Below are 21,252 nucleotides of genomic sequence, written 5' to 3'. Positions count from 1 at the left end.
CAAAATGTTTCCAAAAGATAACAGTAAGAAAATATTAGACACATGGTTACCAAACAAGAATATTGAAGATTTTGTGGCATCTTTTATCATCGAAGCTGAGAAAACAAAATTTATTAGATGATTTTCTACCACTACCCAATGGAGAAGATGTTGCCATTGGGTATTTTTTTAGTCAATTCGCTTGACAAAGATAAAAACTGGGTATAACATAATCATATGCTTATATGAGAATATGATTATACTCGTTATCAGTTACAGCTTCAATGCTTTTGTTTACCTGCGTTTATGAAAATGAATTAGAATTAAAATACAAAAGAAAGTTGGCATGGATGTATGAATATAACGCTTTATGTTGTTACCGGAATGTTACTCATTGTTTCATTTTATAAAGATAAGCAAAAAACGAAAAAAGCTTTAAAGAAAGCCTGGAAAGCATTTGAAAATATTTTACCTGAATTTTTGGTTGTTATTTTGCTGGTGGGTCTTTTACTTGCGGTCATGAATCCGGACGTGATTTCAAAGATCATCGGAACGGAATCAGGTTGGCTGGGAGTTATTCTGGCGGCTGTTATTGGATCAATTACCTTAATACCCGGATTTGTTGCCTTTCCAATGGCTGCACTGCTGTTGCAGGGTGGTGCAGGTTATATGCAGATCGGCGCATTTATCTCAACGTTGATGATGGTTGGTGTGGTAACCATACCGGTTGAAATTAAATATTTTGGAAAGAAATTGACAATTTATCGAAATGTGCTGGCATTTTTATTTTCTTTTATTGTCGCATTGATAATAGGAATGGTGATGGCATGAAAAAAATATTAAAACGATACAGAGCATTTTTAGTTGTATTAGGGGCCATGTTAATTCTTACTATCTTTAATATGGAACTGGGCATGAAAGCAATCAGCGTCATCGGTTTTTCTTTAAAAGAAATGATCCTCGTTATCCCACCTGTTTTTGTGTTACTAGGGCTATTGGACATTTGGGTGCCCCGGGCAACAATGATAAAATATATGGGTGAAGGATCGGGTTTAAAAGGAATTCTATTAGCCATATTTATTGGATCCGCTGCTGCCGGTCCGCTTTATGGGGCCTTCCCCATTGCGGCGGTATTTATGAAAAAAGGTGTAAAATTCAGCAACGTTATGATTTTTATCGGGGCGTGGTCAACAACAAAGATTCCCATGTTTCTCTTTGAAGTAACCTCGCTGGGCATGAAATTTGCGGTGATTCGATTGCTGATTGATATTCCGGGAATTATCATCATCGCCTTTATTTTATCCGCTGTCATGACCAAGGATGAAGTTAAGAAAATATATGATAATGCGGAACACTTTGACGACTAAAAAATGTGAGAATGATACTACTCATTCCTGCAAAACGGGAAGTTTAAAAAAAGAAGTAAATAATCTTTAAAAGGATTAACTTTCAAAAATATCTCCGGAAATCTCCCCAGTTCTTCGGCGATTTGGCTTTGACACAAATTATGTATACAGATAAATACTACCTCTTGTATAAAACGAAAATGATAATAGTAAGTTTAATCAGAAAAATATTTGAGTTTATGATATTATTATTAAAAAGAATAGTCGGAGGTAATTGTGAGAGTATCATATTTAAATACATTTGTTGAAGTAATAAAACAACAAAGTATTTCAAAAGCTGCAGAAGAATTGTATTTGACTCAACCTGCCGTTACAAAACAGTTAAAAATCATAGAAATATATTATGGAGTGATATTAACACAACGTCAAGATAATAAAATTATGCCAACTCGAGAAGGAAAAAAGCTGTACAGTTGTGCAGTAAATATTTTGACTGAAAACGAAGAGCTATTGCATTATTTCAAAAGTGAACTTGATGATAGCACAGGGCATATCGATTTGATTTCCAGTAATTACCCGGCCCAATACATTTTGCCAGAATTGATTAACGAGCGTACTGAATTGTATAAAAGTATAACATACAGCATTAAAACAACTGATAGCCAGGATGTTTATACAAATGTAAGGAATGGTTTCTATAAGTTTGGCTTCGTAGGTATAAAAAAGGACATTCCAAATATTGAGACTTTAAAAATCTTCGAATCGGATATGGTGTTGGTGGGTGTTAAACAAAAATATAGTTTTCTGGTAAAAAATCCGGAAAATATAAAAGATCAAAACTTTGTGTTAAGAACCAACGGATCGGCAACCCTTCAGGAGGTTAAGAAACATCTTAACCTTTTAAAAATGGAGCGGATCAATACATTTATTGAATGTGATAGTAATGAAATGGTGATAAAGCTAATCCTATCGGGCATCGGCATCGGTTATTTTTTTGAAAAGGCAGTAAAAGAGTATATTGACAGCAATACCCTGATTGTGCTTGATGACAAGAAGATAACACGACATTTTTATTATATTTACAACACACAACGATACAAATCCATTGCTGAAAATTCTTTTCATAACGATGTTGTCAGTAAATATTCTGACAATTAAAATAAACGTTAAGGTGAAGATCTTTAATCTTCTCATAAGCGAATAAATCAGAAAAAACGATGGATGTTTTTTCGTCGTTTTTTTATTTTTCCAATTCTTCCACCATGCGATACCCGACACCAACCTGGGTTACAATATATTGGGGTTCGGCAGGGTTTTCTTCGATCTTGCGGCGGATATTTGCCATGTTGACTCTCAGTGCCTGGATCTCGTTGGTGTATGGCCCCCAAACTTCTTTAATAATAAAATCATGGGTTAATACTTTTCCAATATTTTGGGATAGCAAAACGATGATTTTATATTCTATGGGAGTAAGATGAACGGCTTTCCCGGCAACAGATACCAATCTTTTATCGAAATCAATTCTGAATTCACCAACTGTGAGGCTGCTGGGCGCCAATAAATTTCCACCCATATGTTTTTCGCTGTGGCGAATTCCCGTTCGTATTCTTGCCAGCAGTTCGGATGTTCCAAATGGTTTTGTAATATAGTCATCAGCACCTAAATCAAGGGCTTCAACTTTTTCCCGTTCATGCCCCCTGGCTGATACCACCACAACGGGTATGTTTGTCCATTCCCGAATGTTTTTTAATACATCGATCCCATCCATATCCGGCAGGCCGAGATCAAGCAAAATTAAATCCGGGGAATAGGAGGCGGCCATTGAAATCCCGTCTTTACCGGAATCAGCCTTGATCACCTTGTAGTCATTGGCTTTTAGGATGGCGGAAATAAAATTTGCGATTCCTTTTTCATCTTCAATAATGAGGATCACTGATTTGTTATCCATTATCTTCACTTCCTTCCAGGGGCAGCGTAAACCGGAATATCGCCCCGCCGTTTTTTTTATTTTCTGCTTCTATTTTGCCGTTATGGGCATTGACGATGGACTTGCAAATGGACAATCCAATGCCCATCCCTCTGGATGAATCGGTGCTTCGTTTGCCATCAGGAACATAGGATTCAAACAAATAGGGATAATCCTGATCACTTATGCCAGAGCCTTGATCACTCACCTCAAAGACGGCTTGGTTTTTTGTTTTTCTTACGTCTACCTCAATGGTTGAACGCTCAGGGGAGTGCTTCACGGCATTTTCAAGCAGGTTAATGATAACCTGTTCAATCAGGGTTCCGTCCATGGGTACCAGTAGCAGTTCATTGGGTACCTTTACGGTTATTTTTCGACTGGAAAATCGTTTGCGGATACGACTAATGGCCTCGGCCACAATTTCTTCGGCTGCTTCGGGTGTTTTCCTGACATTCATGGGTCCTTCATTAATCCGGGTAACTGATAAAAGATTTTCCACCATCCGGATAAGCCACTGGGCATCTTCTTTTATATTCGCGACCAAGGTGTCCTGAGTTTCTTTGTCCAGGGCGGTGCCATTTTCTAAAATCGCAGAACTTGCTCCTAATATGCCCGTGAGTGGCGTCCGCAGGTCGTGGGATATCCCCCGCAGAAGATTGCTTCGCAACTTTTCTTTTTCGGATTCAATCGATGCACGTCTTTGTTCATTTGAGAGGTAATGGCGTTCTAAAGCCATCTCTAGCTGGGAAGTGATTATCCGTAAAAATAAACGGTTGTTTTGAGAGAGGTTTCCATTTGAGCAGGATAAACCAATAACACCTAAAACTTTACCCTGGGAAACAATGGGCATATAAAAAGCACCAGCGCCCATCAGGGTATCGGTTCCGGCGCCGGCGGATTTTTTGTTCATAAATACCCAATGAGCCACTGCTCGCTCATCTTCGGATAAGAGGAATGACGCATCCGAATCCAACGGCGATTGCAAAAAAGTTGGTGTTATGTTTTCCATGGGATCCTGGGCATAAAAAATAGCGGAACGTCCAAAAATCTGAGCCATATAGTCATTGATCAATGTTATGGTACTTTGTAAGTCTGCGGAGGCAAGCAACTTTTTGTTAATCTCATAAAGCACTTCGGTCCGATGTTCTCTTTCCACCGCAAGCCGCGCCTGGGTCTTGATCCGAACCGTTAAGGCACTGGTTATTAATGCCACCAATAGCATAATAATAAAGGTAATGGGGTATCCCTCTTGGATGGCATGGAGGGTGTAGTAGGGAACGGTGAAAAAATAATTAAAAATAAGCACCGTTAAACCAGAAGCGATGATGCCATATAGATAACCGGTGGTTACTCGGGAAATAATCAGCACCGATAAGATATACACCATAATAATATTTTGATCACTGATGTTTAGTGACTGAAGCAGCAACGACAGCAGCGTTGAGCCTATGAGCAGCCCCAGTGTTTTAAGCCCATCCTGCCAGGACCAAAATAGGTTTTGGCCGATGCGGATTCTTTTTCGTTTAGATAAGGTATTTTTATTAGCGACAACGTTTCCTGGTATAATATGAATTTCAATGCTTGACAGCAGGGTAATCAGCTTATCTTCCAGACTTGGTTTAAAAAGATTGCCAATTGTTTTTCTGTTTCGGCTTTTACCGATGACGATATTGGTAATCCCTGAAAGTTTGGCATATTCAGCAATGACAGTTGCCACATCATAGCCATTAAGGGTTACGATTTCAGCGCCTAATCGTTCGGCCAGGGCTAAATTTTCCCGGATGCTCCGCTTTTCAAGGTCAGTGAGAGAATCGCTTTCCATGGTTTCAACATAAACCGCTGTCCATGGGGCTCGAAACGCTTCAGCAGTTCTTTCGGTCCAGCGGATGCATTTTGCCGATGAGGGCGAAGCACTGATGCAAACCAACAATTTAATATTAGCCATTTTTTGAGATAATCGGGGTTCATTTTGGTTATCATGACTGATCCTGTTTGCCGCTTTTCGGGTGGCGATCTCCCGCAGGAGGCGCAGGTTTTCTTTTGTAAAAAAATGTTCCAGGGCTTTTTCGGTGCGCTCCGGACGGTAAATTTTTCCGTTTTCAAATCGTCGCAGCAGTTCATCCGGTTCGATATCGATTAACCGAACCTTATCCGCCTCATTAAACAGCTTGTCGGGGATGGTTTCCTGGACGTTAATCCTGGTAATATTCTGGACAATATCATTCAGACTTTCAAGATGCTGGACATTAAGAGTGGTAAAAACATCAATTCCGGCATTGAGCAGTTCCTCAATATCCTGATAGCGTTTTTTATTACGCATCCCCGGAGCATTGGTATGCGCCAGTTCATCCACCAGCACCAATTCCGGTTTTCGTTTAAGAGCAGCATCCAGATCAAATTCATTAAGCTGAATCTTTCGATATTCCACAATTTTAGGCGGCAATATTGGCAAACCGGCCATTAACTCGATGGTTTCCGGTCTGGTATGCTGCTCTATATAACCAACTAAAACATCGACGCCGCACTTTATTTGTTCTTGGGCATCATCAAGCATGGCATAGGTTTTTCCCACTCCGGCCGCATAACCGAAAAAGATTTCCAGACGTCCTTTTCTATTTTTTTCGTTTCCAAATAAATCTTCCAGAATGTCATCAGGATTGGGTCGCATATCTCTTAAATCCACCATTAAACTTCCACCTTGATTCATTTTATTTTTACTGAATTAATCCATCTAGGGCTAGGTTTACCTTTAGTACATGAACTGCGGGTTCGCCCCAAAAGCCTAATAATTTTTCAGTGGTATATTGATTGATTATTTTTCTAACCGATTCTTCAGAAATGTTTCGTTCCCGGGCAATCCGGGCCACCTGATATTCGGCTGCTTCCGGAGAAATATTAGGATCAACACCACTGCCAGATGCTGTGACTAAGTCCATGGGGATGACTGCTTTATTTTCAGGATCAAAGGCCTGCCACCAGGCGATGCGCTGAGCTACCAGCTTACGCTGCTCCTCACTGACCGGCGATAGGTTAGTAGTTCCCATTGGCCTGCCGATAAGATATTCCGGTTTTGTAAATTCCTGGCCAATCAATACGGAACCAACATCCTTTGGGGTGCCATTTTCTTCTGTTATTGTAATGATACTACCATTTGCCTGATTTGGAAATGCAATTTGTGCAATACCTGTTACAAATACTGGATAAATAAAACCACAGAGGATGGTTACGACTAATAAACACATCAATGCCGGTCTAAAACTTGCTATCAATTTTTTTATCATTTTTTTCACCTCACACCAGACCACTTGCGGTCAACAACATGTCAATCAGTTTAATTGCCACAAAAGGCGCCATAAGTCCTCCCAGTCCATAAATAAGCATATTTCTTTTTAACAACTTTCCCGCCGCCATTTCATGATATCTAACACCCTTCAAGGCCAGTGGAATCAAAGCGATAATAATCAGAGCATTGTATATAATCGCCGATAAAATCGCACTGGTTGCACTGGTCAGCCCCATAATATTCAGTGCTGCAAGCTGGGGGTAAATGCCAAAAAACAAGACTGGGATGATCGCAAAATATTTGGCCAAATCATTGGAGACACTAAATGTTGTCAGCGCTCCCCGGGTCATTAAAAGCTGCTTTCCAATTCTCACGATATCAATAAGTTTTGTTGGGCTTGAATCCAAGTCAACCATATTTCCGGCTTCCTTGGCAGCCTGGGTCCCGGTGTTCATTGCCACCGCAACATCTGCCTGGGCGAGAGCCGGAGCATCATTTGTTCCGTCGCCGGTCATCGCGACTAGATGGCCCTTGGCCTGGTAGTCGCGGATTAATTTAAGTTTGGCTTCCGGGGTTGCTTCGGCCAGAAAATCATCCACACCGGCTTCGGCAGCGATGGCGGCGGCGGTCATGGGATTATCGCCGGTGATCATAATGGTTTTTATACCCATTTTTCGCAAATCCTCAAAGCGTTCTTTAACACCATTCTTGACGATGTCTTTGAGATAAATAACCCCTAATATAACATTATTTCGAGCAACCACAAGCGGTGTTCCGCCATCTCCGGCAACTTTTTTAACAATTTGATTGCATTCCTCAGGATAATCTCCGTTTTTTTCTTCCACAAATGTCTTTACCGCTTCGGCAGCACCCTTACGGATCTCATTTCCCTGATAGTCAATCCCGCTCATTCTTGTTTTGGCAGTGAAGGCCACAAATGTTGCATCAAGCTTAGTGAGGTCACGGCCGCGGATATCAAAGCGTTTTTTGGCGAGAACGACAATGCTTCGACCTTCGGCGGTTTCATCTGCCAGGGAGGAAAGCTGGGCAGCATCGGCAAGCTCTTTTTCGGTTACGCCGGTTAAGGGAATAAACACGCTTGCCTGCCGGTTGCCAAGGGTTATGGTTCCGGTCTTATCCAGTAAAAGCACATCCACATCGCCCGCCGCTTCAATGGCACGGCCACTCATGGCCAGTACGTTGGCCTGATTAAGCCGACTCATCCCGGCAATTCCGATGGAAGAAAGCAGTGCGCCGATGGTTGTGGGTGCCAGACAAACAAGTAAAGCGATCACATTGGTGACTGAAATTGGTGCTCCGGCGTTAGCCTGTTCACTTGCAAAATAGGAAAATGGCAGCAGCGTTGCCGTAACCACCAAAAAAATAATGGTAAGTGTAACGAGTAATATTTGCAGAGCGATTTCGTTAGGAGTTTTTTTTCTGGAGGCACCTTCTACCATGGCAATCATTTTATCAAGAAAACTTTCCCCGGCTTCTGCGGTTACGCGGATCACAAGCCAGTCGGATAACAGGGTTGTTCCTCCGGTGACGGCGCTGCGATCACCTCCGGACTCCCGAATGACCGGAGCAGATTCTCCGGTGATGGCACTTTCGTCCACTGAGGCAGCCCCATCAATGACGTCACCATCCATAGGGATCTGCTCTCCGGATTTAACATAAACCACATCGCCTTTTTTCAAAGTATTTGAAAGAACTTCGGTAAAGTTAGCCAAATTGGATGTGGATTTTAACTTTCTGGCGGTGACATCTTTTCGGGCACTTCTTAAACTGTCTGCCTGGGCTCGGCCTCTTCCTTCGGCAATGGCTTCAGCAAAATTAGCAAATAGAACGGTAAACCAGAGGATTAAAGCAATTGCCAGGGTATAACCGGCGGTCTCATCATTAATTCCGGCAAAACTTAGGAAGAAAAGCATTGTTGTCATAATTGCCCCGACATAGACTACTAACATAACCGGATTTTTAACCTGAATCCGTGGCGTTAATTTGGCAAAAGATTGTTTGATTGCGTCAGTAAATATATTTTTGTTTAGATTATTATCCAATTTAATCACCTCATTTAATGGTTGTAAAGAAATCTGCAATCGGACCCAATGCCAGAGCAGGCAAAAAGCTGAGTGCGCCGATTAACACAATAATGGCAATAAGCAGCCCCATAAATAACAAATCGCTGGTTGAAAGGGTGCCATCACTGGCTGCGACAGTTTTTTTATTTGATAGATTACCTGCTAACAAGATAACTGCTATCATGGGCACAAAACGTACCATAAGCATAATCATACCGCCAACCATATTAGTGAAGATACTGTTGGCGGAAAAACCGCCAAAGGCACTGCCATTATTGTTTCCCATTGACGTAAAAGCATAAAGCAGTTCAGAAAAGCCATGGGCTCCGGAATTTGACAGCCAGGAGCTTGCCTGGGGCATCAAAACCGCAAAAGCCGTTCCCAACAACGTGAAAACCGGTGGTACAAGCACAATTAGAGCGATCATCTTCATATCAAAAGGCTCAATTTTCTTTCCTAGATATTCGGGAGTACGGCCAACCATTAACCCGGCAATAAAAACCGTCAGAATGACAAAAGCAATCATCCCATATAAGCCGCTGCCAACGCCTCCAAAGACAACTTCACCGATCTGCATTAAAAACATCAGCACCATGCCGCTAAGAGGGGTGAAACTATCATGCATGGCGTTAACCGAGCCATTAGATGCCGCCGTGGTGGCAGTGCCCCATAAAGCCGAGGTGCCGACGCCATGAATGATTTCCTTGCCCTCCATACTGCCTGATGCCATAACGCCCTGAAAAGTCGGTCCGGCATAGTATTCATTAATGGTGACGGCGGCAAGCGCGGCCACAAAGAGAATCAGCATAACCGCATAGATGGCTCGGCCCTGGTTGCTGTCTTTTACCGCTTTTCCAAATGAAACGCAAAGCGCTGCCGGAATCAATAAAATTGATAACAGCTGTAAGAAATTTGTCAGGGCTGTTGGATTTTCAAGCGGGAAAGCTGAGTTCAGTCCGAAAAAACCACCCCCGTTTGTACCGAGCTGTTTAATGGCAATCTGGCTTGCGGCCGGACCCAATGGGATGGTCTGAACAGTTCCGCTTTCAAGTGAAACAACTTCTCCATAAGGACTCAACGTTTGAACGACTCCCTGGGATACCAGTAACAGTGCCAGTACCAATGATAAGGGAATCAGTACATAGAGAAGGACGCGGATTAAATCCTTCCAAAAGTTCCCGATGGTTGTTTTCTTGGTGGCTACAAAACCTCTGATCAACGCAAACAATACCGCAATTCCGGTTGCTGCCGATAAAAAATTCTGGACACATAAGCCCACCGCCTGGGTGAAATACGATAAACTCGACTCCCCGGAATAGGCTTGCCAATTAGTATTGGAGACAAAGCTGGCCGCAGTATTAAAGGCAAGATCCCAGCTGGGGGCGTGGAAATTTTCGGGGTTAAAGGGCAGGAAAAATTGCAGCATTTGGATCCCAAAAACTAAGATAAGTCCGAAAATACTAAAAACAATAACAGCGAAAATATAGTCTTTGGGACTCATCTCGTCTTCGTCGGCAATGCTCATTAATTTATAGATACCGCCTTCAATCGGAGCGATCACCCGGGATAAAAATACCGCTTTTCCTGCCATTACCTTGTAAATATAACTTCCCAAAGGAACTGACAGAGCAACCAGTATTATCAAAAACAACGTATCCTGTATCACTATCTGGGTCATAATTCATCACCCTTAAACAGCACATAAACAAGATAAATCAGTAACATCAGTGCAATGAGTCCTGAAATTACTAAAATAACGTTCATTTTGTCACTTCCTATCTTTTTTTCGTAAATGACCAACATGGTTTTGGTCATACTCAATTATGTATAAAGTATCTTCTTCATCTTCCGGTTGATCACCAAAATCAATGTGTTTTTTACTGTTCCGGACTTCAAAAGCTGTTATTCTTTCCAAATTTCGAATCGCCGGCTTATAGGTGGGATCCAGAGCATAAGCGGCCCGATAATGCTTGTGGGCTAAATTATCTTCCTTTAATAACTCTTCTAAAATACCGTACAAGTTATGAACAGCTGGTGAATGAGGATTTTCAATCATCGCTTTTTTAATGCTTTCTTCCGCAGTAGTATAATCCCCTTCTTTTAATGCTTTTTTTGCCGCATCGATAGAGTCGTAAAAGACATTCTGATCGTTGGTCATGTTAATTTCCTCCTGAATAAAAGTATTTTCTTTATGGTTCTATTATATTTATTTTTCAATTAATTTGGCATATCGAAATAGGCTGAGAGATAAAGATTCTATTAAGAAGCAGAAAACGTTTTATTGTGGGTACTTTGAATGGCCATGAATCTAGTGATATTTCAGCGTAAAAGTTATAAATTAGGGATATAACCGTTTACATCAGTTAGCAATAAGTGACTTTAATGGTAAATTTATATATCGGGCCAACTTCTTTATACAAACTTTATAAGAATTATGATAATTTTCATGTAAGAGAAAAAATAACAGCGCGCGGTGAAATGCGAATAAGATTTTGAGAAAAACACATTCATATATTTTTCAGTCCTGCCTGTATTTTGAGTCGATATAACTTAGTTATTAGAGGATAGGAGTATGAAATGCATATAATTATAATTGGCTGCGGAAAGCTAGGCGGTACCCTGGCAAAAGAATTGTCGATTAATGGTCATGATATCTCTATAGTTGACCATGACAGCGAAAAATTGAGTGTTCTGGGAAGTGGGTTTAACGGAACAAAAATCAAAGGAATTGAGTATGATCAGGATCATTTAATGGAAGCAGGAATTGACCATGCGGATTTTGTTGTAGCAGTGACCGCGGACGATAATATCAATATAACCGTATCACTGATCGCCAGAAAAATTTACAGGGTACCCCGAATCATTGCCCGAGTGGGGGATCCCAACCGAAAATATATTTATGATATGTTAGAAATTGAAACCATTTGTCCGACCCAATTGGGAGTTGAAATTTTGAAAAGGAAAATAAGCATAAAAAGCCTGGACGTTCTTGCAACCATCGGCAAAGACACTGAAATTATCGAATTAACGGTTCGTAAAGGAAAATTCTGTACCGTAAAAGCCATCGAAGAAAAGTATGCCTGTATCATATCAGGAGTGGAAATAGATGGGGAATTCATAATTCCCAAAAGAGAAGACTATGTTCCCCACGGATCAAAAATCATCTGCACCATTAATAAAAAATATAAAGAGAAGCTGATCATATCACTTGCTAAGGAGTTGACGCTATGAAATCCATTATTATTGGTGGGGGAAAAGTCGGTTATTATTTACTGCGCACGCTTAAAAAAAGAGGTCACCATGTTGTCTTAATTGAGAGAGAAAAGAATATCTGCCTGAAAATTGCTGAAGATATAGATGCTGAAATTATTTGCGGAGACGGCACGGATTTAGAGGTCTTAAAAGATGCGGGTATTCAGGAGGCCGAAATAATTGCAGCGGTAACCGGGACGGATGAAGAGAATTTGGTGATCTGCGAAATCGCGAAAGTCAGTTTTGATATTAATAAAACAATCGCCCGCATTAACAATCCTAAAAATATTGCTATGTTTAAGGCCCTTGGCGTTGATAAAACAGTTTGCAGCACCGAGGTTATCGCAAATCTCATTGAATACGAATTCGACAAGGATAACTTTAAGTTGATCCATACCTTTGAACGGGGAGCCATGATATTAGTTGAGATAGTGGTTCATTCCGGTGATAAGTGGGATAATAGTTATGTCAGAGATATCGAATTGCCGGAAGAATGTGTCATCACATCAATTCTCAGAAATAAAAAAGTAATATATCCGAGAGGAGATACTCAATTTACGGTAGATGATAAAGTTCTGGTAATCACCAACCAGCCGGCATTATTAAAGCTGAAAAAACATCTATTGAGCGGAGGAAAATAAAATGCAATTAAAAAAAAGTGAAATTAAAGGACTGATGATTGAACTGCTGGCAGTTCTTATTCTCATAGCATTATTTTATGTGATGACCTTTCTGATTATGATGTGATACCATGAATACTTTTAAGGGACGCTTTTACAGTATCATTATTATCAGTTATTATACCGGCTTTGTTGTTTTGGGGATGTCGTTATTAATGGTTGTTCCAATATTAACAGCGATGGTCTTTAGAGAATGGAACCCGTTTTTGGACTTTATCATTACCATGGCAATTTCAACCATTCTTGGTTTAGTGTTAATTGTGATCGGTCGAGAAACACGCGAGAATAAATCCTTTGTCCAATGGAAACACGGTTTTGTTGTGGCAGCTCTTTCATGGATTGTTTTAATGGTTTTATGCGCGATTCCCTATGTATTAAGCGGTCATGTGCAGTCGATTGTAGATGCATTTTTTGACGTTATGAGTGGTTTCACAACTACAGGTATGGTGCTGACTCAGGATTTGGACCACTTGTCGGTGAGTTTGAACATGTGGCGACACATGCTCACCTTTATCGGCGGTCAGGGAATGATTGTTCTGGCACTTACTTTTTTATTGAAAGAAACCGGTGGTGCGTATATATTCTATGTCGGCGAGGCAAAAGATATTGATTTAGTTCCCAATGTGAAAGGCACCGCCAGAATCATTTGGAAAATCAGTATGATTTATCTCATCGTTGGAACCATTGTATTTTGGATCACCGGCATCATCATTGGATTGAATCCGGTATCGGCGTTTTTTAATGGACTTTTTATTTTTGCATCATCCTGGAGTACCGGCGGGTTTGCACCTTATACCCAAAATATGATGTATTATCACAGCTTTTCGTATGAGATCATCACCATCATCTTTTTTATTCTGGGTTCGCTGAACTTTGGTCTTCATTATGCAGTATGGTCGGGAAATAAAAAAGAGCTGGTAAAAAATATTGAGACCCAGAGCTTTTTAATCACCTCTTTTCTGGCCTGTGCTTTTGCGGTGGTGGGATTATCAAAATTAAGCGTCTATTCCGATGCGGTTTCAATGTTTCGAAGAGTGGTCTATAATGTGTTGTCGGCCCATACCACAACCGGATTTGGTTCTGTCTATGCAAGACAATTTGCTTTGGAGTGGGGGGATTTTGGGATTTTAATTATGATCGTTGTGATGCTTATCGGTGGATCCGCCTGTTCAACAGCCGGTGGGTTTAAAGCGCTGAGAGTCGGGATAATATTTAAAAGCGTCATCGCCGATGTCAAACGATTATTGTCCTCTGAGCGAAATGTAAAAGTTTTTCGATTTCATCATATTAAAGATCAAATATTAGCGGATCAATTGGTAAAAGCATCGGCGATGATTGTTATTTGCTATATCATTATGTTTTCCATTGGTACGGCCATCGGGACTTTTTACGGCTATCCCCTTAGCAGTGCGGCATTTGAATCGGCATCCATTACGGGCAATGTCGGTTTATCCATCGGCATCGTGGCACCAGCTATGCCAGTTGTTTTGAAGATCTATTATATTATTGCCATGTATCTGGGAAGACTGGAGTTCCTTTCGGTTTTCGCCCTGATTGGTTTCATCATCGGAGGAGTTAAAAAATTATGGACAAAATAGCAAAGGTCATACTTCTTACAGTGGGATTGTTATTGCTCTTTACCATCGCAGCAATAGCCAGCGATACAATTGAATTGAACCAGCTCGTTGAAAATGCTGCAGTTATGGATGGACAAACCGTTATCGTTAAGGGCGAAGCCATCGGCGAGGCGATGGAAAGAGGGGACTACGCCTGGGTTAATATAAACGATAAAACAAATGCCATGGGAATCTGGATGAAAAGTGACGATGCAAAAAAAATAAATGTTTTTGGGGATTACAAGCATATTGGCGACACCGTAAAAGTGACCGGAGTGTTTAATCGGGCTTGCGTTGAACATGGCGGCGATATGGACATCCACAGCGATTCTGTTATAGTAGAAGCAGCCGGATATGCCACCGCAGAAACGTTTCCTTTTTATAAAATGATTGTGGCGGTGGGACTGGCTTTGACAGCTCTAATAATGGGCGTTGTCTATCTGAGACAAATAAAAAAATAATTATATGGGATCAAAAGAGGCGATCAGCTGTGTCAAAAGATGCAGCTGGTTTTTTTAATGTGCTCAATTGCCTCTATAATTTAAAAAATTTGGGTATATTGTTATCAGAAGTAAGCCGCTAATTAGGGATTAAGATAGGCTGGATCACAATAAACGTTAAAGTAGATTAGCTTTAAACAACGTTAATGTCCACTACGTCCAATTCTTATTTCAAAAAAACCACCAATTGAAAAGGAGACGTGTGATTTATTTCTTAGATAGATCAGACAAAAACTTATGAATGAGAATATAATTTTTGAGAAACTATATGAAAAATATATCAGTCCCACACACAAAAAATGTGATAAATATATGGGCATTGAAATAGAAATCCCCATCGTTAATTTAAATGAGGAGCCGGTGGATTTTGCTATCATCCACCGGCTTACCCAGGCATTTGCAAGACAGTTTCAAATGGACCCAATCGGCATTGACGATGATGGCAATATTTGTGCGCTGCAAAACCATCGAAACGAGGACAAATTAACCTATGACTGCTCTTATAATAATTTAGAAATTTCAATGGGTAAGGAAAAAAATTTAAATGTCATATTCGAGCGATTTAAGGCCTATTATGTATTTATCAATGGCTTTTTAAATACGTATAACTATACCCTGACCGGGATGGGAATTAATCCGTATCGCAAGAAAAACCGAAGCGCGCCCATACCAAATGAGCGCTATCGAATGCTTTATCACTTCCTGGGATTGTACAAGAATTATACCCATCCCGATTTTTTTCACAGTTATCCGGACTATGGGATGTTTTCCAGCGCATCCCAAGTGCAGATTGATGTGGATTATATGGAGTTATTGGACACCATTAATATTTTTTCGAAATTGGAACCGATAAAAGCGTTGCTATTTTCTAATTCGGTGATGCCGGAAGATGAAAATGGCATGCTCTGTGTGCGGGATATGTTATGGGAAAACAGTTTGCACGGATTAAATCCTAAAAATACAGGAATGTTTGATCATGAATTCACGAGCGTAAGCGAGTTGTTGAATTATATTCAGGAGACAAGTATGTATTGCGTCATGCGCGACGGCAAATACGTCAATTTTTCACCAATTCCTATCAGGGAGTATTACAAAAAAAATCAACTCAGCGGGGAAATGTGGAATGGATCAGGGTATGAACCGATTGTATTTCAACCCCGGATTGAGGATCTGGAATTCCATCGGACTTTTAATTTAGTCGACCTGACCTTCCGTGGAACCATTGAATATCGAAGCTGCTGCTGTCAACCCATAGCCGATAGCATGACGGTTGCCGCCTTTCATATGGGACTGGTTGCCGTCTTAGATGAATTAAAGAAGCTACTGGACAACGATCATATTTTATACTGTCGCGGTTTAAAACCATCAGAACTGAGAAAATCATTTTGCCGCGGTACTGTTCCGGAGTTTATTGATGAAAATGAACTTCAGTCATTGGTTTTAGCACTGTTGAATCTTGCGCGTACAGGGCTTGAAAACCGCGGTCTTGGGGAAGTGCATTTTTTAGAGCCACTATTTGAACGGGCAAAACGAAAGACGAATCCCGCCATGGATTATCTAAAGGCCATTGCTCAAAATGTACCGATTAAGGCGCTTATTTTCCAATTTGCGACAATTGATTAGTACTTTACACTACGTTACATTAAATCAATTTTGTTTTTTTGAAATAGGCGTGTTACACTGATAGTAGAGTGAAATAATTATTTAATAAATGCAGATTAGATACGCTAAGGCATTATGATCTTAGCGTGTCTTTTTTGTTTTCATAATTTTTATTTGAAAAACAGGAGGTAATATGTCAAAACTAATTTTAATCATTTTGATTCAATTGTTATATGTACCAATGCTAACCCTACGTACTATTTGTATGGTGAAAAACTTAAAGATGCTCACCGCAGTTTTTGGCTTCATGGAAGCCTTCGTCTCCATCTTTGGTTTAGCCATTGTCTTATCTGGAGAACAAAGCATAGTTGAAATGATAGTATATGCACTTGGATTTGCATTAGGCTTAATTGTTGGTATTTTAGTGGAACAAAAGCTGGCGATTGGCTTTTCAAGTGTTCAGGTAAATATTACCCATGATAATGAAACCTTAGTAAATACGCTAAGGAATGAAGGATTTGGCGTAACCGTTTATTCCGGAGAAGGTAAATATGGTAAAAGAATAAAATTGGATATTTTAACAAAACGAAAAAAACAAGCCAAACTACTTGAAATAATTAACAATTGCGAACCAAAAGCTTTTATAATAGCCTTTGAGCCAAAAATGTTTCAAGGGGGCTACATAACAGAAAGTATGAAGAAACGTTTAAAATTCAATAGAAAAAATATAAGTTCAGATGAAAGCCAAATAAAAAATGTTATAGAAAAAACCATTGAGGGAATAAAGACTGAAGCAGCGGAACTGAAAGAAAATTGGATAGAGGATTAACAAAAAAAATACTCTGCCATTATATAAAGATATTAGCGGAGTATTCATAAAAGGGTTTCCCAAAAACACATCAATCTAGGGTGAAACCAGATGCGCTTTACTTATTCTTTGGTTGTTGCTTTTTGTTTGCGGGTTTCTCTAAAATATAAATTTATTTTTTCGAAAACATCATCGTAATTAGCGGCAAGTTGTTCTGGAGTAAGTCCGGATAAATCCTGATTTTCAAGAAAAAGCATTGTAAGTGCAGACACACGGTTATTTGGAAAGGTATTTAATGTTGTAGCAGCCATGGGTATATTCTCCTTTCTTTTTATTTTGCACATCATGGTAGTGCAATTGTTTTAGCACCGTATATTGTACCATAAGCTAAGTGAAAGTCAAATAGATGAAGAATAATTGGGTGTGAATTATTTTAAAATATATGTAATCCTTTTTAAAATAATAAATTACAACATTTTCTTGAGTAATCCTTTACATTTATCAGTAAATGTGTTAATGTTAACGCAAATGATAGTTGTTTATAGGTATTAAAAATAATAACTTAATATTTCGGCAGGAGTTTTGGAGAGCCATACTACACCTTTTTGCATTAAGTCATGATGTAAGTTTGTTGGTATGTGCTTTTTTATTGCCCTAATATGTTTTGTAATTATTTTACGTCAGATATCATTTTATCAATCGACCACTCAAGCTGCAAACACTTTTCAATGCTGTGAATGTAGCTTATTCAATAAGTATGTGTAACGAACTTACAAGCTTGCAAGTTCATTACCATGCTCAAGCAATAACCTTGAAGCAAAGGGATAAAATCCCTGCTTCGCGAAAGCGTTTTTGCATGCCGGCAAGCTAATTGCCGAGGGTAGTGAAGAAATCACTATCCGGATCTAAATCATATTTTAAAGGGGGATATTATGGACTTTACAATGTTAATCGCCGCATTCGGTGGTGGCTTACTGGCCACATTCTTTGGTGGGATCACCGCCTTTGTATTTACTGGTTTAACCGTTTTTGCTGCCATCATGGGCGGCGAAGCAGGTGCACCCGCAATCAGTATTATTAGTTTCGGTTCCTGGTTTGGACCACATATTTCATTCGCTGGCGCTGTAGCCGGTGCTGCGTTTGCAATGACACGAAATCATATTGAAAATGGTCAGGATATCGTCACACCACTTGTAAAATTCGGCGATCCTATGGTATTAATCGTCGGTGGTATTTTCGGTATGATCGGGTTCCTGATCCAATACCTTGTAGGTCCAGTTGTCGGACCGGTATTATTCAATGGTATTCTTGGAGATGGCGCAGCCGGCTGGACAGACACCGTTGCCTTCACAGTTCTTATTTCTGGTATTATTGTTCGTTTAGTCTTTGGTAAAACCGGCCTTACAGGAAAAACACCAGCCGGCGAAAAGCGTCAATGGGTTCCAACCGGTAGCCGTTTAGGATTCATTCTAACCTACGGTTTTGGAATCGGTATTCTTATGGGTGGCATTGCCGCCAAATTGGGAACACTTGGTTTAGTGGATGGCGTAGCGGAAGCTGCTTATATGTTCTCAATGCTGCCGGTTATCGGGTTCTCAGTAGCTGCTATTTCCCTGATTCTTATTATGTGCGGACATGCATTTGAAGGCTGGCATCACATTGTCCTGCCAGCGGGTTCAACAGCAGTGATTCTTTTCTCTGCCACACTGAATCCTTTTGCCGCCATTATCGGTGGCGCAATTACAGGTATGCTTACTGCATTCATTGGCGAAACAGCGATAAAAAGTTTGAATAGTTTTGCAGATACTCATATTGACCCTCCTGCAACAACAATTTTTATTATGCAGACAATCAATTTTGTTATATTGGGTGGACTGATTTTAGGATAGTCAGAAAGATGATTTTCGATTAATTGCATTTGCAGTATAGAAAAAAGCTTGAGTGGTAAAGGCTTTTCTAATTTCAAATTAAAATGCAAAAAAAACAAATGGCTTCGGCCATTTGTTTTTTTACGTATTATTAACGGATTTAGTGAAAACCTGGAAAGTGATCAAATAACGAACGAGTGATAGAATATCGAACAGTTTAAAAATTTAAAATGTATAAATAACGAGCAGTTAACTGTTCGTTATTTTTTTGAAAGCTGATAGCAAGGGGTTTTCAATGTTGGCACAGTTATTGCGATACATATGACATGTAGATGGATAACATGGTTGAGTATAAAGACGGATAAAGCGTAATGGAGGAATCAATATGAAAGTAGTACCCGTTCGGGATTCTCTGGGCATGTTTTTGGCACATGACATGACTGAGATCATTCCAGGGAAATTCAAAGGAGCAGCATTTAAAAAGGGACATATCGTTGAAGAGAAAGACATTCCACGGTTGCTGAATATGGGAAAAGAACATATCGCGATTATAGAGTTTAATGAAGGGACTATTCATGAAGATGATGCAGCCATTCGTTTAGCAAAAGCGGCATTAGGTTGTGGTGTTGTTTTTCAAGCGGCAACCGAAGGCAAGGTTAATATCCTGGCGGCTGAACCAGGGTTGCTGAAAATTAATTATCAGGTTTTACAAGAGATCAATGAACTCGGTGAAATGATGATGGCTACCCTTCATACAGATATGATGGTTGCCAAAGGAACCTTAGTCGCAGCGACACGGATCATACCGCTTTCCATAGAAAATGAAGAACTGGAAATAATGGAAAAGTTATGTGCGGAAAATGAACCAATTGTTCAGGTTCTACCATTAAAAAAATTCAAAGTTGGCGTTGTAACAACCGGTAATGAAATTTATTATGGTCGAATCGAAGACAAATTTGGTGATGTGATCCGAGAAAAATTCAGTGAATTAGATTCTCATGTATTCAAACAGGTTTTTTCCAGGGACGACTCAGACATGATTGCTCAGTGCATCCTGGACTTAATAGAAGAAGGAGCTGATATTGTTACCGTAACAGGTGGAATGTCTGTGGACCCGGATGATGTAACCCCTGAAGGAATTAGAAAATCAGGCGCAAAATTTGTGTCTTATGGAGCACCCACATTGCCGGGAGCCATGTTTTTAGTTTCATACATCGGAGAAATTCCTGTGTTAGGATTGCCGGGTTGCATTATGTATAGCCGCCGAACCGTTTTTGATTTGGTGGTTCCTAAATTGATGGTTGGCGAAAAGTTAACCCTGAAAGACATCTCAAAGCTAGGTCATGGAGGATTATGCTCCAGCTGTGCAGAATGTCATTATCCAAATTGTGGATTTGGAAAGGGTGGACTTTCATAGGCATTCATAAAGAATAAAAATTTTTAAAATTCGAGGAGGATTTACCATGCAGAAGAAAACGTTAATAATCAATGGTGTAGTGAGAACGGTGATTGCAGATGCTAAAACAAGTTTAGCTGATGTATTGAGGAAACAAGAGGGTTTAACTGGTACAAAAGTAGGTTGTAACAAAGGGGAATGCGGAACCTGTTCAGTTATTATGAATGGCAAAGTCGTTCGTTCCTGTATTACAAAAATTAAAAAAATTCCAGATAACTCCACAGTTATTACCATCGAAGGGGTTGGATCCGAAGATAATTTGCATCCATTGCAATTATCATGGATGATTCATGGTGCCGCTCAGTGTGGATTCTGTACACCAGGTTTTATTATGTCATCCATTGCCTTACTGGAAGAAAATATTAATCCAACCCGGGAAGAGATTCGCGACTGGTTCCAGAAACATCGCAATGTTTGTCGCTGTACCGGCTATATTCCTTTGGTGGATGCGGTTATGGATGCAGCTCGATTAATGCGTGGGGATGTTACAAAAGAAGAGCTGTGGTTCCAGCTGAAGGAAGGCGATTCCATGCTGGGAACAGAAATGATACGCCCTTCAGCGCTTGCAAAAGTAACCGGAACCTGGGAGTTTGGAGCGGATTTAGGTGAGAAAATGCCGGATAATACACTGCACATTAAACTGGTTCAGGCAACCGTATCCCATGCCAATATTATTTCCATCGATACCTCGGAAGCCGAAAAAATGCCGGGCGTCTTCAAGGTAATCACCTGGAAAGATGTCCCCGGAACCAACCGCATCAATGGTTTGGCCTTCCCAACCAATAAAGGAAATGGACTGGAACGACCGATTC

At 40.2% G+C, this 21,252-nt stretch carries 20 protein-coding genes; 12 read left to right on the top strand and 8 right to left on the bottom strand.

Annotated elements, in window-relative coordinates; translation table 11 throughout:
• Positions 1-333 precede the first annotated feature (333 nt).
• The 3 genes from AKG39_RS00410 (at position 334) to AKG39_RS00400 (ending at position 2,483) form a co-directional block, all read left to right on the top strand.
• The gene (locus AKG39_RS00410) at positions 334-810 is read left to right on the top strand and encodes a permease (RefSeq protein WP_050738381.1); all 477 of its coding nucleotides are present in this window, start codon (positions 334-336) and stop codon (positions 808-810) included.
• The gene (locus tag AKG39_RS00405; RefSeq protein ID WP_050738380.1) at positions 807-1,346 is read left to right on the top strand and encodes a permease; all 540 of its coding nucleotides are present in this window, start codon (positions 807-809) and stop codon (positions 1,344-1,346) included. Before AKG39_RS00410 ends, AKG39_RS00405 begins: the two co-directional genes overlap by 4 nt.
• A 255-nt stretch (positions 1,347-1,601) precedes the next feature.
• The gene (locus tag AKG39_RS00400; RefSeq protein ID WP_050738379.1) at positions 1,602-2,483 is read left to right on the top strand and encodes a LysR family transcriptional regulator; all 882 of its coding nucleotides are present in this window, start codon (positions 1,602-1,604) and stop codon (positions 2,481-2,483) included.
• A gap of 82 nt (positions 2,484-2,565) precedes the next feature.
• Here AKG39_RS00400 and AKG39_RS00395 read toward each other — a convergent pair whose 3' ends face one another.
• From AKG39_RS00395 to AKG39_RS00365, 7 genes are read right to left on the bottom strand one after another with little or no spacing between them, the layout of a single operon-like run.
• Entirely contained in the window at positions 2,566-3,273 is a 708-nt protein-coding gene (locus AKG39_RS00395; RefSeq protein WP_050738378.1) for a response regulator, read from the bottom strand.
• The gene (locus tag AKG39_RS00390) at positions 3,266-5,977 is read right to left on the bottom strand and encodes a sensor histidine kinase (RefSeq protein ID WP_115028112.1); all 2,712 of its coding nucleotides are present in this window, start codon (positions 5,975-5,977) and stop codon (positions 3,266-3,268) included. Before AKG39_RS00390 ends, AKG39_RS00395 begins: the two co-directional genes overlap by 8 nt.
• Positions 5,978-6,005: 28 nt before the next feature.
• Positions 6,006-6,572, bottom strand: coding sequence for a potassium-transporting ATPase subunit KdpC (gene kdpC, locus AKG39_RS00385; protein ID WP_201780228.1), 567 nt, complete (start codon positions 6,570-6,572; stop codon positions 6,006-6,008).
• Between the two features lie 10 nt (positions 6,573-6,582).
• A complete protein-coding gene (gene kdpB, locus AKG39_RS00380) occupies positions 6,583-8,643 on the bottom strand; it encodes a potassium-transporting ATPase subunit KdpB (RefSeq protein WP_050738425.1) in 2,061 nt (686 codons plus the stop codon).
• Between the two features lie 4 nt (positions 8,644-8,647).
• On the bottom strand, positions 8,648-10,336 hold the full coding sequence (gene kdpA / locus AKG39_RS00375; protein WP_050738377.1) for a potassium-transporting ATPase subunit KdpA: 1,689 nt from the start codon (positions 10,334-10,336) through the stop codon (positions 8,648-8,650).
• Entirely contained in the window at positions 10,333-10,422 is a 90-nt protein-coding gene (locus AKG39_RS00370; protein WP_050738376.1) for a potassium-transporting ATPase subunit F, read from the bottom strand. The genes kdpA and AKG39_RS00370 overlap by 4 nt, the downstream gene beginning before the upstream one ends.
• 4 nt (positions 10,423-10,426) lie before the next feature.
• Positions 10,427-10,816, bottom strand: a complete 390-nt coding sequence (locus AKG39_RS00365) for a tetratricopeptide repeat protein (RefSeq protein ID WP_050738375.1) — start codon at positions 10,814-10,816, stop codon at positions 10,427-10,429.
• Between the two features lie 419 nt (positions 10,817-11,235).
• On the opposite strand from AKG39_RS00365, the gene AKG39_RS00360 reads away from it, so the two are divergent.
• The 6 genes from AKG39_RS00360 (at position 11,236) to AKG39_RS00335 (ending at position 17,137) form a co-directional block, all read left to right on the top strand.
• Positions 11,236-11,889, top strand: a complete 654-nt coding sequence (locus tag AKG39_RS00360) for a potassium channel family protein (protein ID WP_050738374.1) — start codon at positions 11,236-11,238, stop codon at positions 11,887-11,889.
• The gene (locus AKG39_RS00355; RefSeq protein WP_050738373.1) at positions 11,886-12,551 is read left to right on the top strand and encodes a potassium channel family protein; all 666 of its coding nucleotides are present in this window, start codon (positions 11,886-11,888) and stop codon (positions 12,549-12,551) included. Before AKG39_RS00360 ends, AKG39_RS00355 begins: the two co-directional genes overlap by 4 nt.
• A 110-nt stretch (positions 12,552-12,661) precedes the next feature.
• On the top strand, positions 12,662-14,188 hold the full coding sequence (locus tag AKG39_RS00350; protein WP_050738372.1) for a TrkH family potassium uptake protein: 1,527 nt from the start codon (positions 12,662-12,664) through the stop codon (positions 14,186-14,188).
• Positions 14,176-14,667: a hypothetical protein gene (locus AKG39_RS00345; RefSeq protein ID WP_050738371.1), complete on the top strand. Its 492-nt coding sequence runs from the start codon at positions 14,176-14,178 to the stop codon at positions 14,665-14,667. The genes AKG39_RS00350 and AKG39_RS00345 overlap by 13 nt, the downstream gene beginning before the upstream one ends.
• A 276-nt stretch (positions 14,668-14,943) precedes the next feature.
• Positions 14,944-16,329, top strand: a complete 1,386-nt coding sequence (locus tag AKG39_RS00340) for a glutamate-cysteine ligase family protein (protein WP_050738370.1) — start codon at positions 14,944-14,946, stop codon at positions 16,327-16,329.
• 172 nt (positions 16,330-16,501) lie between these two features.
• Positions 16,502-17,137: a DUF2179 domain-containing protein gene (locus AKG39_RS00335; RefSeq protein ID WP_050738369.1), complete on the top strand. Its 636-nt coding sequence runs from the start codon at positions 16,502-16,504 to the stop codon at positions 17,135-17,137.
• 101 nt (positions 17,138-17,238) lie between these two features.
• Here the strand turns inward: AKG39_RS00335 and AKG39_RS00330 are convergent, their stop codons facing one another.
• Positions 17,239-17,427, bottom strand: coding sequence for a hypothetical protein (locus tag AKG39_RS00330; protein ID WP_050738368.1), 189 nt, complete (start codon positions 17,425-17,427; stop codon positions 17,239-17,241).
• Positions 17,428-18,048: 621 nt separating this feature from the next.
• Here AKG39_RS00330 and AKG39_RS00325 point away from each other — a divergent pair.
• The 3 genes from AKG39_RS00325 to AKG39_RS00315 all read left to right on the top strand — a co-directional run.
• Complete coding sequence (locus AKG39_RS00325; RefSeq protein ID WP_050738367.1) at positions 18,049-19,005, top strand: DUF7973 family transport facilitator; 957 nt, start codon at positions 18,049-18,051, stop codon at positions 19,003-19,005.
• Positions 19,006-19,369: 364 nt separating this feature from the next.
• Complete coding sequence (locus AKG39_RS00320; protein WP_050738366.1) at positions 19,370-20,401, top strand: molybdopterin-binding protein; 1,032 nt, start codon at positions 19,370-19,372, stop codon at positions 20,399-20,401.
• A gap of 46 nt (positions 20,402-20,447) precedes the next feature.
• On the top strand, positions 20,448-21,252 hold an 805-nt coding region (locus tag AKG39_RS00315; RefSeq protein ID WP_152912160.1), incomplete at its 3' end, for a 2Fe-2S iron-sulfur cluster-binding protein.

Origin of the sequence: Acetobacterium bakii, assembly GCF_001263355.1 — a bacterium.
Taxonomy (GTDB): domain Bacteria; phylum Bacillota; class Clostridia; order Eubacteriales; family Eubacteriaceae; genus Acetobacterium; species Acetobacterium bakii.
The sequence above is the reverse complement of the archived record's forward strand: the minus strand, read 5'-3'. Positions and strand labels throughout refer to the sequence as shown.

Coding starts and splice junctions, on each gene's coding strand:
- AKG39_RS00370 (WP_050738376.1), bottom strand. CDS start 10,422: ATGAACGTTATTTTAGTAATTTCAGGACTCATTGCACTGATGTTACTG.
- AKG39_RS00330 (WP_050738368.1), bottom strand. CDS start 17,427: ATGGCTGCTACAACATTAAATACCTTTCCAAATAACCGTGTGTCTGCA.
- AKG39_RS00355 (WP_050738373.1), top strand. CDS start 11,886: ATGAAATCCATTATTATTGGTGGGGGAAAAGTCGGTTATTATTTACTG.
- AKG39_RS00360 (WP_050738374.1), top strand. CDS start 11,236: ATGCATATAATTATAATTGGCTGCGGAAAGCTAGGCGGTACCCTGGCA.
- AKG39_RS00325 (WP_050738367.1), top strand. CDS start 18,049: ATGGACTTTACAATGTTAATCGCCGCATTCGGTGGTGGCTTACTGGCC.
- AKG39_RS00410 (WP_050738381.1), top strand. CDS start 334: ATGAATATAACGCTTTATGTTGTTACCGGAATGTTACTCATTGTTTCA.
- kdpA (WP_050738377.1), bottom strand. CDS start 10,336: ATGACCCAGATAGTGATACAGGATACGTTGTTTTTGATAATACTGGTT.
- AKG39_RS00405 (WP_050738380.1), top strand. CDS start 807: ATGAAAAAAATATTAAAACGATACAGAGCATTTTTAGTTGTATTAGGG.
- AKG39_RS00395 (WP_050738378.1), bottom strand. CDS start 3,273: ATGGATAACAAATCAGTGATCCTCATTATTGAAGATGAAAAAGGAATC.
- AKG39_RS00335 (WP_050738369.1), top strand. CDS start 16,502: ATGTCAAAACTAATTTTAATCATTTTGATTCAATTGTTATATGTACCA.
- AKG39_RS00345 (WP_050738371.1), top strand. CDS start 14,176: ATGGACAAAATAGCAAAGGTCATACTTCTTACAGTGGGATTGTTATTG.
- AKG39_RS00390 (WP_115028112.1), bottom strand. CDS start 5,977: ATGGTGGATTTAAGAGATATGCGACCCAATCCTGATGACATTCTGGAA.
- AKG39_RS00320 (WP_050738366.1), top strand. CDS start 19,370: ATGAAAGTAGTACCCGTTCGGGATTCTCTGGGCATGTTTTTGGCACAT.
- kdpC (WP_201780228.1), bottom strand. CDS start 6,572: ATGATAAAAAAATTGATAGCAAGTTTTAGACCGGCATTGATGTGTTTA.
- AKG39_RS00350 (WP_050738372.1), top strand. CDS start 12,662: ATGAATACTTTTAAGGGACGCTTTTACAGTATCATTATTATCAGTTAT.
- AKG39_RS00365 (WP_050738375.1), bottom strand. CDS start 10,816: ATGACCAACGATCAGAATGTCTTTTACGACTCTATCGATGCGGCAAAA.
- AKG39_RS00340 (WP_050738370.1), top strand. CDS start 14,944: ATGAATGAGAATATAATTTTTGAGAAACTATATGAAAAATATATCAGT.